The sequence below is a fragment of the Wenzhouxiangella sp. YN1 genome (assembly GCF_056324145.1).
This window is the reverse complement of sequence record NZ_JBJNIO010000052.1, coordinates 1-10,255: the sequence shown is the minus strand read 5'-3', so window position 1 is coordinate 10,255 and position 10,255 is coordinate 1. Positions and strand designations below refer to the sequence as shown.

Genomic DNA, 10,255 nt, shown 5'->3' with positions numbered 1-10,255 from the left:
ACGAGGCTTTGAAAAGGGGTAGTGTTTCACCCATGGCGTGTTCTCTTTCTGTCGTGGGATTAGTGCCTTAACACTCTGATTATACGACAGAAATTGACACGCCATACCTCTTTCTAGCCCGCATTGAAGAATAAGGGGGGGGTTAATCGAGCCGGCTTGAAAACAAGTCAATAGTCGCGCTCGCCCTCGGAAAACCCAACGCGTAATGCAGCACACGCCGTCGACAAAAGTAAACCGACTTGTCTGCTATTAGAAAGAATCCATCAGCTTGGCACCGGGCTTGTTCAACAACCGGATCAGGTCGTGGCTCGCTTCGCTCTCACGACCTATCCTTATTCGTTATGTTTGACTTGAATGCAATGAACTTGGGATAGCGGCCAGACCGTGGCCACAAAGCTTACCCCCAGTGCCGATACTACTTCGACGCCTGAAGCGACAATATACCTAACGTACAATGCTGCTTTCCTCATAATATTACCCTTCTTGCCAGGACAGCGGCCTGGCTCCGATATTGTTAGCAATCGCTTATTCACATAAGAAAAAACAACCAATACAAGAACGGCAACTGAGGACAAGGTAAGTGGGAAGGGAGTTGAACCCAAACCGCTACCCGCTAACCCAAGTTCACTGATCGTTTATTTAGCAACTCCTTGCAAACATGACTAGTAGATCTGTGGCCAATTGTTACGATATGTAATTTTCGAACGCTGTGCTCGAACATTCGCCAATACAGTGGCGCGAGTGCGGTATGCGTCTGGTGAAAAAACGGAAGCAGGGTTCGCTATTTTTGCTGTAAAATCGCAGTTCTCGTTCATGCCACTCCCAGTTCGAATCGGTTCGATCGGATTAACTCAACCGCCCAGTCCCTGACCAAATCGGTCCGTATTGTGATCGAAAGTGGCCGGGAGCCAAGTTGGCTGATCACGACCAGAGGCTGAGAAACAGGCCGTGATTGTCCGAAGGTGGCCTAGGCCTGATACGCCCAATTGGCGAGGTGGTCCTCGATGTGTGCTTCCAACGCCAGTACGTGACTGATCGCGCTTGGTCACGATCATTCTCCCTCTGATTGCCCAGCGATTCGACCTGCCCCTTCCCAACATGGGCCGAATCAAAGGCAAGGCTAGCACACCATATGGATCATGTGCCAGTGTGCCTTTTGGTGCCACAAGACCGGCTCACGCCGCCTTGCGGACCCGCGGGGGGCGGCTAAGGATGGCAGATCGGTTGCCTTGCCAAGGATCCCGTACGAACCGATTGAAACTTTGCTTGGCTTTTGACGGACCCTTAAAAACCTCTCTGGCTGTCATCCGGCACAACACGAGAGCTCTTTGACGTCACGGGTGAACGTCTGCGCCGCCAGCTTCAAGCCCTCCACCATCGTCAGGTATGGGAACAGTAGATTGGCTAGCTCATCGACCGTCATTCGCTGCTCAATGGCCAGCGAGGCGGACTGAATCAGTTCGCCGGCATGGCCGGCCACGGCCTGCACGCCGATCAACCGTCTCGAATCGACTTCTGCCACCAGTTTGATGAAGCCGCGCGTGTCGAAGTTGACCAGGGCTCGTGGCACGTTCTCCAGATCCAGGGTGCGGGTTTCGACCTCCATGCCCTGGCGTTCGGCTTCGGCCTCGGACAGACCGGCCGTGGCCACCTGGGGCTCGGTGAATACCACCGCCGGCATGGCGCGCAGGTCGAGCGTCGCATCGCCGCCGGTCATGTTGATCGCGGCTCGGGTCCCCGCGGCCGCGGCTACGTAGACGAGCTGCGGCTGGTTGCTGCAGTCACCCGCGGCATGGATGCCGGCAGTGCTGGTTCGCATGTGATCATCGACGATCACCGCACCGCTCCTTTCGGTCTCCACGCCGATGCTATCCAGACCTAGCCCGTTCGTGTTGGGCGCCCGGCCGGTGGCAACAAGCAGTCGATCGGCCTTGAGCGTGCCCTGCCCGGTCGCCAGCTGAAATTCATCGCCGACATGATCGACCCGATCGGCCTCGGTGTTTTCAAGCACCTCGATGCCTTCATCCCGGAAGACGCGCGTCAGGTGCTCGCCGATGGCCGGGTCTTCGCGGGACAACAGCGTGCTGCGCGCCAGGATCGTGACCTGGCTGCCCAGACGCGCGAAGGCCTGGGCGAGCTCGACGGCGACGACCGACGAGCCGATGATGGCCAGGCGGTCGGGGATCGTTTCGCTCTCCAGAGCCTCGGTGGAGGTCCAGTACGGCGTGTCCGCCAGGCCCGGAATGGGCGGGATCGCGGGATGGGCGCCGGTGGCGATCAGGCAACGATCGAACGTCAGGTGCTGTTTGGCCCCGGATTCCCTTTCGACCGCCAGCGTGTGCCGGTCGACAAAGTGCGCCTGGCCGCGGATCACTTCGATGGCCTCGTGCGTGTCCACAATGGACTGATACTTGGACTGACGTAGCTCCTCGACCCTGGCCTGCTGCTGGGCGATAAGTCGCTTGCGATCGATCCTTGGCGGCGTGGCGGAGATGCCGTCATCGAAGGGGCTGCCCAATCGCACGTGGGCCACATGGGCGGCCTGGATCATGATCTTCGACGGCACGCAGCCGACATTGACGCAGGTTCCGCCGAGCGTGCCGCGCTCGATCATGGTCACCCGGGCGCCCTCTTCCGCGGCCCGAATCGCCGCGGCGAACGCGGCGCTGCCGCTGCCGATGATGGCGATGTGCAGCCGGTCCCTGTCACTCATCGCTTTTGCCATTGACCGTGGCGCTGAACCCTGCATTTTCGATCGCGGCGATCAACGCCCTGGAATCGGTACGTGCCGGGTCGAATACCACGCGTGCCTGTTTGGTATCGAGATCCGCTTCGGCCTCGTCGACGCCATCGACGCCGTTGAGCGCGCGCCGGACGGTGATCGGGCACATCGGGCAGTTCATGTCCGGCACCGACAGCACCACTTCGCGGCGCTCGCTTTCGCCTTCGGCAGCCGATGACTGCGCTTCCGCCGGGTCACTGCAACCGGCAAGCAGCAACAGGCTTAGAACGACCGTCGCCAAGAGCGCCAGGCGATCGTCAGTTGAATCAAGTCTCATGGACATGGCTTGTTGTCTCCTTTGATGGGTTTCAATTGAGGATGGCGCCAAGCAAGTAAGGGGCAATCGCAGACAGCGCCACCAGGCTGGCAATCACCCAGAACAGCACGCGATAGGCGCGCCTGACCGTCGGCACGGCACAGACCTCGCCGTCGGCGCAGTCGGTCCGCGGCCGATACAAGCGGCGCCAGGCGAAAAACAGGGCCACGGCCGCGGCACCGATGAACAGCCAGCGATACGGATAGAGCGCGTGCAGGTTGGCCAGCCAGGCCCCGCCCAGGCCCAGGGCGACCAGGACGAATGGCAGGATGCAGCAGGCCGAAGCCAGTGCCGCGCCCAGCCCGCCCAGGGCCAGTAGCCCCTTTTCGGACTCAGCCGAATTGTCGTTGGGATCGCTCATTGCCTCGAAACTCCTTACGGGTCGCCGTTAATGATGAGCATAAACCCGTACCTTGGTACGGATGCAAGGGCGTCCTGCCAGCAACTCCGTGCTAGCCTTTTCCCGTACCTGGCTACGGAATTGGAGCGTCGCGATGGACGGAAAGGACAGACAACTCACCATCGGCGCACTCGCCGGGGAAGTCGGTGTCGGCGTCGAAACCGTGCGCTTCTACCAGCGCCGCGGGTTGCTGCGCGAACCGCAACGTGCCCACGGACGGATCCGCCGCTATGGGCCGAACGACGTCGAAAGGCTGAACTTCATACGATCGGCCAAGGAACTGGGGTTCAGCCTGGACGAAATCGCCGAACTGTTGCAACTCGACGACGGCACGGACTGTGACGAAGCGCGCTCGCTGGCCGAACACAAGCTGGCCGACGTGCGGCAGAAAATCGTCGCGCTCAAGCGCATAGAACGTGTGCTCTCCGACCTGGTTCGCGAATGCCGACAGCAGGAAGGCAACATTCATTGTCCACTGATCATGTCGTTGCGCGAACGTTCAGCGGAGAGCAATCATCTCGAATAGAGACGCTGGAAGTGTGCCGATCATGGCCAACCGGCGAGTGCTCAGCGTCGCCCTGGTTCTTCAGTCCGAGCGAAACGGGTTTTGTTTGCTGAATTGCCCTCTTCCAGGTGCTCAAGAATGGGGCAGTGATTGCCGTCGCCGCGGCAGATCGAGGTGAGCAGATCCAGCTCGGCTTCCATACGCTGGAGTAGCTCCATCTGCTCACGTACCGCCTGGTGCTTGCATGCCGCCAGTTCCCGCACGGCCCGGCTGCTGCCAGTGGGGTCTTCCCGGAAACGAAGCAGCTGACCAACCTCGTCAAGAGAAAAGCCGATGGCCTGGGCATGCTGGATGAAGCGAATCCGGCCCAGGTCTCGTTCCCGGTAGACCCGACGGCCGCCGGAGCTGCGGGCCGGCGCAGGAAGCAGTCCAATCCGTTCGTAATAGCGCAGGGCATCTGCGGACAGGCCCGTCATTTCCGTCATCGCACCAATAGACCAGGCCATCAACCTCCCTCCTCCGACAGTGCCTGCTCAAGCACTTTCTCGAGCTGGGTCGGCTTCAGGCGGCCGGCAGCAATCAGCCGACCGTTGAGGACAAGCGCGGGCGTTTGTCGCACACCCGCGGCCACCGCCGCGTCGAGATGCTCGACGACATTGCGCTCCTGCACCGGCCCGTTCAGCTTCAAAGCTCGGACGGCCTCCTCGACTACAGCTGCCGCGCCCCGGCAATAGGGGCAATGTGGCGCGTAATAGAGGTGTAGATCCGCTCGCATTGGGCTCGTTCCCAACATAAAGCTTGACCTTGAGTGTACTCCAGGTACTACGCTGCCCTCAATGATGCCCATATCGAGGGCGCTGGAACACTGCCGAAAGGAGCAACCTCATGACACGATGTACTTGTGCCGCCATTTTTCTGGCGGCCATGCTGCTGGCGCCGACCGCTTTGGCCGAGGGCCACGGGCCGGTCTTCGCGCTGGCCACACCCACCCTGGGCAAGGGCGGAGCCAGCAGCGACACCGTCATGATGGGACTGCGCACCGAAGACGGTAGTGCCCCGACCACGCTGGGCCAGATGTTCGGCTACGGGCTCAACGAGGATCTTCAGTTCAATTTCCGCTTTCCCCTCGCCCGCAGCGGTCGCGCGAATGGTCTGTTGCCCAATATGCGATCCGGAATGATGGGTGCGCCACGCGCTACGGAAGCTCAGTTGATGTGGCGCTTTCACCGCCGCGCCCCCGCCATCGGGACGCGTCGCGAAAGCACGCTCCATGTCAGTATTGCCACGCCCGATCAGCCTAAGCGGCGGGATCTGAACGCTGGCGAGTCGCTGAATGTCGCGGTGGCCACCGGCTACGCCTCCCGCCAGACTTACTGGTGGCTGTCGGCCGGGGCCGAAACCCACCGCGAGAAACGCGGCGACCACCTAGGCGATCTTTACTATGCCGGCGCGGTTTTCGGTTACCGCCCGAACTTTTTCCGCAGGGATGACGCCCCGCTGGATTTTCGCTGGTTCGCCGAGGTCGTGGCGGAATTCCCCCAGTCCGATCAACGCGACGGCCAAACCCTGACCGACACCGGGGGTCGGCGCCTGCTCGCCGGACCGAGCTTTCTGGCGCTGAGCGGGCCATGGGGCCTGTCGGGCGGCGTCTTATTCCCCTTGCATGAAGACATGAACGCCGCGGAACCCGATGAGCGCTATCGGGCCAAGCTGGTCGTAACCTACTGGTTCTAATGAGGACAACAAACTATGCGTATGAAGTCATTATTCCTGTTGCTGACCATCACCCTGGCCAGTCCACTGTCAGCGTTGGCCGATGACGCTCTGTGGATCAAGCAAACGGCCCACGGCATGGATTGCGCGCCTTGCGCCTACTCCGTGGAAAAGGCGCTGGGCCAACTGGACGGTGTGAGCGCGGTGGAAGTGAGTCTCGAAAACGGCATCGCCACGTTGAGTCTGACCGCGGACGCGGAACCGGACATGGCCGAGATCCGAAAAATCATCAAGCGCAGCGGATTCACGCCACGAGCCGCAGACGTCCGGCTCGAGGGCCGGCTGACGAGCGTGAATGCCGAGCGCCAGCTGGTCGTGGGCGAACAGCGGTTCACGCTTGAACCCACCGAAGCCGTTCCGGCCGGTCAGCTTGATGCCGTGCTCGACACGCGGCTTGTCATCACCGGCCGGGTACCAGAAGACCAGGCCACGCTCATCGAAGTGAAGGGCATTCAGCGGCGTGAATAGTTGATTGCCCCTGCTTGCTCTATATTTAATCTACAAGAGGTGAAACACAATGAAACCGATTCAAACCTTGTTGCTGACTCTGCTCCTGACGCTAGCCGGAACGGCCTTGGCCGACACCACTCACTACCTCATCCAGGTTGAGGGTCTCGCCTGCGAGCTCTGCGCCGAGAACGTCGAAGGCCGGCTGCAGGAAGTTGAGGGCGTGGTCGATGACTCCATCGACGTCAATGTCGATACCGGAGAAGTGCGCCTGAACGTGGAAGCCGGCACTGAGCTGAGTGATGAGCAACTTCGGACCTTGTTCGAAGAGGCGGGGTTTACCTACAGGGGCAAGACAGCCGAATCGGCTGATTCCGAGGGCTGATCTTGTCTGATGGGTTCACAGCTTTGACGCTCACCATCTAGGACCCGGTTCCCTGGAGGAACCGCCGTCAACTAAGGAACAAACTGCATGTGGCTTCGATTTCGCGAAAGCGTGACCACCTGGCTGAGCCTGATGACCACCACCGGCACCCTGCTCTGCTGTGCCCTGCCGGTGATGTTGGTGAGCCTGGGATTCGGCGCTGCCGTGGCCGGGCTGACCTCTGAACTACCCTGGCTGATCGAACTCAGCCGGCACAAGGAATGGGTCTTTGCCTTTTCTGCCGTTATGCTCGCCCTGGCGGGCTGGTTAATCCGCCGGCCGGGTCGCACCTGCCCGGCCGATCCGGTGCTGGCGGCACGCTGCGACCGTCTTGACCGGTGGAACCGCCGCGTCTGGTGGACAGGGATCGCCCTGTGGTCGACGGGGCTGTTCGTGGCCTACCTGGCCCTGCCGTTGCGAAAACTCTTCGAATAGAATCCCATCGCCCACGATACCTGGTGCCCTACAAAACTTGTTCACGTCGCCTTGCTGCCTTTGGGGAACGGCTGAGGATGGCAAACTCACGGGCCTGGCAGGGGCTCTGTACGAATTGTTTCCAACCTTGCTTGGAATCCGACGAATTGTTGCCAACTTTTCTTGTTTCCAAGCTCGATGGGCTTTTGCAAAACCATACGATCTAGTATGTTTCCAACTTTTGTTGGCGGCGCTACAGAAAATCAATAAGTTATGGCGTGCTAAGTTTCAACCTTTTCTTGCTCGTCTACTGAAACCCTTCCCACACCATGCATCTGTGTTTAAGTTCGCCGCCTCATTGATGTTCCGGTCTGCAGAATCCATCACGCACTTCCGAAAGAAACGTCTTCAGCTCCCTGTCGGACGCCTGCTCCGATTCGATTCCGAAAGTCCCGGCCAGGTGAGCGAACGACGCTGCGCCCAGCTCGGATGGACGCCCTGCCCGATCAGAATACTCTGGCCCGCAGAAGTCGCGGAGACTATCGAGCCGGCATTGAAGCCGCGTGGTCAGTGCCAAAATCGGCCCTGCCCACGTCCGAGAATGCCCGGTTGAAGAAAACCAGCGCATCGGCGCCGACCTGCTGGTGGACTTCATGCCGGTCGATCCCGCGCGGATCCTTGCAAAGCTCGCGCACCAGAAGACGCCCTTTCAGGCTGCATGGCGCAAGAAAGGTGTAATGAGCGACATCTGGCAAAAGCAGCAGCTCTGCATCAGGGATGGATTCCCGGATCGGCACGGCATTGACTTTTGCCAGCGCCTGATCGTCTCTATCGCCAACAACGATTCGAACCGGAATAGAAATACCGCCCAGACTCTGCGCGTCGAGCGCCGGACCGAGCACTGGCGCAATGGCATAGGCCGCTTGAACTCGCTCATCCAGCCAGGATTCGTTCGAGCGCTCTATCGATGTCCTGGCGCTTTCATCCTCCTCCACCAGCCGCTCTACTTCCGACATGGTGAACGGCGCTTCAGGCGGCAGGCTGCAAACCGGGTCAGCCGGGTTGTCGGCACAATAGCGTTGCCATTGATTTCGGTCGGTACGGGCGCCGGCGGTAGCCAACGCCGTATACCCACCAAGAGAAAAGCCTGCGACGCCAATTGTGGAAGTGTCGATACGGTGTCCGAATCTAGAGTGAGCGAGCAGTTTGTCTATCACGACGGATATATCGCGCGCTCGTTCCCACCAAAGCGCAAAGCCTTGCGGCGCATAGGCGTCTTCTGCCGCGGTGTTGCCATGGTGGTTTACGGCGGCAACAAGGTATCCGTTAGACGCCAGATGTTCAGCCAGCCAGGAAAGCTGCGCCGCGGCACCGCCTGTGCCGTGGGACAAAACGACCAGAGGAAGCTGCTCGGGCATGCCAATCATGTCGGCACCCTGCGCCGTCCAGCCAGCCCGAAAAACACCAATGCGCCACTCGCTTTCCGAAGCCTCCGCAGCGGCTGGATACCAGATCGTCGTCTGTAATGGCCGACTCTGTGTTCCTGTCCAGCCATGCCGTTCATTATCCACGAACGACTCAAAGGAACGTCCAACAGGATTGGCCCTGTCGGGTGGCTCTGCACATGCAGCCAAAAACAAGCATGCGGCTGCGAGAATTAGCTTGAACAAAGAGGGGCTCATTTTCAGCAACGGTTCGTTATAGTGATTCGATATCTTTGAGCGTGCGTCCGTTTTCGGTTTTCCAGGCCGTAAGACCATTGGCGTGCCCACCGTGAATAATTGCAGCAGCCGCGCTCGCTCTCGAAAAACACCACGCGCCATGCAACCCGCGCCGCCCTAAAAAGCAAACCGACTTGTCTGCTATTGGAGAGGGCACATCAGCTTGCGCCCCAGGGCTTGTTCAGCAACCAGATCAGGCCTTGGCTCGCCTCGCGCTCAGGATCTATCTTTATTCCTTAGAAGCGCATTGACGGTTGACTAGGCGGCTTAATGACCTCGTATACCTTTTCTACCTCCAGCATACGCGGCTGCAAAATGGAGGCGAAGCCGCAATGTAGTAGCTGTCGCGTGTCTGTGATTGTTAGGTTTCGGCATCTCCGACCTGCCATTGCCCCGTTTGGGCATTGCGCTGGTAGCTCTGGCTTGCCGGGTAGTCGTTTCCAACGGCACGAAATATACGAACAATCTGCTCCCGCGAAACGAAATAGAGCCGATTACTACGCGCTCGGTCGGAAGCTACAAATACACCCTCAACGGCCTGTGATTTACCAATATCGAACACATGAATATAGCTATGGACGAACTGATTGCAGAGGAAGATCAGATCTCTTGTCTCACTCAGAGGCCTCTCCAGATTGAATAGCTCATCAACTTCCCACCGATTGAAGTAATCTACTTTTCTCCCAGCTTCAATCTAGAAATATCGCAGGTCAAAATTCATGGTCTTGGTGCTGCTGGAGACCTTGAGAGTATCCAATAGCTTACGAACAGAATAGAAACCAATCAGAATTTCGCGTTCCACGCGGGCTAGATTATCACCCTGCTCTTCCTCGCCAATTCTGATTGCCGATATAAAATCAGCTGCTGCCAGCAATGGCTTCTTCCAATACGAGGATTCATAAATCATGAGATAAACCTAACGCTTGGCTTTGCGGCGTACCGGAGCGCCAGCGTAGGTGCGTCGACAACAGCCACTAGTTAGATTTTATCCCGCGTGTGCGCAGCATCAATGAATCGCCCCAGGTTTTCCGGAGACCTCCGGTTTTGAGTCAACCCGCCCTGCCCTCGCCAATCTTGGTCGAGGCTAAAGGCAGACTAGCATGCCCGCCTGAGCTTGCGCCAGTGATGGTCTCACCACCCTTTCAGGCGGCCCTACGCTGCCAACAGCCACGTCTGGCGCGTGCTGAACTGCTCCGGATTACAGAGAATGCTCGCGCGTATGCTGAAATAACCTGGACGCCGTCTTCCGATGTCAGGCGTTTTGGAAAAGACTCTCCTCGACACGGAGCTTGAAGTGATCAAGGTGCGGGCCATGATACGGGCGCGGTCAGGGCGGAACGTGTCAACATATTCCCAACACATCGGCGACGATTTCTATGTAACAACCTCGGGCAGCTCGGCGCTGACCGGTGTTGGTGAGACTTCGAACGCACCTGGTGTGCCGAGTAACTCCGTTGCGGTCTGACCATCGTC

The 10,255-nt window shown here is 59.1% G+C and carries 13 protein-coding genes; 5 read left to right on the top strand and 8 right to left on the bottom strand.

Going from position 1 to position 10,255, the window contains the following annotated elements; genetic code table 11:
- Nucleotides 1–1,303: 1,303 nt before the first annotated feature.
- The 3 genes from merA to ACEWQZ_RS00185 are packed head-to-tail and all read right to left on the bottom strand — an operon-like array spanning nucleotide 1,304 to nucleotide 3,459.
- Complete coding sequence (gene merA / locus ACEWQZ_RS00195; RefSeq protein WP_476481052.1) at nucleotides 1,304–2,713, bottom strand: mercury(II) reductase; 1,410 nt, start codon at nucleotides 2,711–2,713, stop codon at nucleotides 1,304–1,306.
- Nucleotides 2,706–3,065: a heavy-metal-associated domain-containing protein gene (locus ACEWQZ_RS00190; protein WP_476481051.1), complete on the bottom strand. Its 360-nt coding sequence runs from the start codon at nucleotides 3,063–3,065 to the stop codon at nucleotides 2,706–2,708. Before ACEWQZ_RS00190 ends, merA begins: the two co-directional genes overlap by 8 nt.
- A gap of 25 nt (nucleotides 3,066–3,090) precedes the next feature.
- Nucleotides 3,091–3,459 carry a mercuric transporter MerT family protein gene (locus ACEWQZ_RS00185; protein ID WP_476481050.1) on the bottom strand — a complete coding sequence of 123 codons (369 nt, stop codon included), beginning with the start codon at nucleotides 3,457–3,459 and terminating at the stop codon, nucleotides 3,091–3,093.
- A gap of 133 nt (nucleotides 3,460–3,592) precedes the next feature.
- Between ACEWQZ_RS00185 and merR the strand changes: the two genes are divergently transcribed.
- The gene (merR, locus tag ACEWQZ_RS00180) at nucleotides 3,593–4,024 is read left to right on the top strand and encodes an Hg(II)-responsive transcriptional regulator (RefSeq protein WP_476481049.1); all 432 of its coding nucleotides are present in this window, start codon (nucleotides 3,593–3,595) and stop codon (nucleotides 4,022–4,024) included.
- Between the two features lie 41 nt (nucleotides 4,025–4,065).
- On the opposite strand, the gene ACEWQZ_RS00175 is transcribed toward merR, so the two are convergent.
- Nucleotides 4,066–4,509, bottom strand: coding sequence for a heavy metal-responsive transcriptional regulator (locus ACEWQZ_RS00175; protein ID WP_476481048.1), 444 nt, complete (start codon nucleotides 4,507–4,509; stop codon nucleotides 4,066–4,068).
- Nucleotides 4,509–4,778 (bottom strand): thioredoxin family protein, encoded by a 270-nt coding sequence (locus tag ACEWQZ_RS00170; RefSeq protein WP_476481047.1) that lies wholly within the window; start codon nucleotides 4,776–4,778, stop codon nucleotides 4,509–4,511. Before ACEWQZ_RS00170 ends, ACEWQZ_RS00175 begins: the two co-directional genes overlap by 1 nt.
- A gap of 110 nt (nucleotides 4,779–4,888) precedes the next feature.
- Here ACEWQZ_RS00170 and ACEWQZ_RS00165 point away from each other — a divergent pair, with 110 nt between their 5' ends.
- The 4 genes from ACEWQZ_RS00165 to ACEWQZ_RS00150 all read left to right on the top strand — a co-directional run bounded on the left by ACEWQZ_RS00165 (nucleotide 4,889) and on the right by ACEWQZ_RS00150 (nucleotide 7,082).
- On the top strand, nucleotides 4,889–5,737 hold the full coding sequence (locus ACEWQZ_RS00165; protein WP_476481046.1) for a hypothetical protein: 849 nt from the start codon (nucleotides 4,889–4,891) through the stop codon (nucleotides 5,735–5,737).
- A 21-nt stretch (nucleotides 5,738–5,758) separates the two neighbouring features.
- Nucleotides 5,759–6,244 carry a heavy-metal-associated domain-containing protein gene (locus tag ACEWQZ_RS00160; protein ID WP_476481045.1) on the top strand — a complete coding sequence of 162 codons (486 nt, stop codon included), beginning with the start codon at nucleotides 5,759–5,761 and terminating at the stop codon, nucleotides 6,242–6,244.
- 49 nt (nucleotides 6,245–6,293) lie between these two features.
- Nucleotides 6,294–6,608 (top strand): heavy-metal-associated domain-containing protein, encoded by a 315-nt coding sequence (locus tag ACEWQZ_RS00155; RefSeq protein WP_476481044.1) that lies wholly within the window; start codon nucleotides 6,294–6,296, stop codon nucleotides 6,606–6,608.
- 111 nt (nucleotides 6,609–6,719) lie between these two features.
- A complete protein-coding gene (locus tag ACEWQZ_RS00150; RefSeq protein ID WP_476481043.1) occupies nucleotides 6,720–7,082 on the top strand; it encodes a hypothetical protein in 363 nt (120 codons plus the stop codon).
- 518 nt (nucleotides 7,083–7,600) lie between these two features.
- Here ACEWQZ_RS00150 and ACEWQZ_RS00145 read toward each other — a convergent pair.
- From ACEWQZ_RS00145 to ACEWQZ_RS00135, 3 genes are all read right to left on the bottom strand, one after another.
- Nucleotides 7,601–8,479 (bottom strand): alpha/beta hydrolase family protein, encoded by an 879-nt coding sequence (locus ACEWQZ_RS00145; RefSeq protein WP_476481053.1) that lies wholly within the window; start codon nucleotides 8,477–8,479, stop codon nucleotides 7,601–7,603.
- A 280-nt stretch (nucleotides 8,480–8,759) separates the two neighbouring features.
- Nucleotides 8,760–8,939, bottom strand: coding sequence for a DUF4357 domain-containing protein (locus ACEWQZ_RS00140; RefSeq protein ID WP_476481042.1), 180 nt, complete (start codon nucleotides 8,937–8,939; stop codon nucleotides 8,760–8,762).
- A gap of 537 nt (nucleotides 8,940–9,476) precedes the next feature.
- Entirely contained in the window at nucleotides 9,477–9,689 is a 213-nt protein-coding gene (locus tag ACEWQZ_RS00135) for a hypothetical protein (protein ID WP_476481041.1), read from the bottom strand.
- Nucleotides 9,690–10,255: the final 566 nt, after the last annotated feature.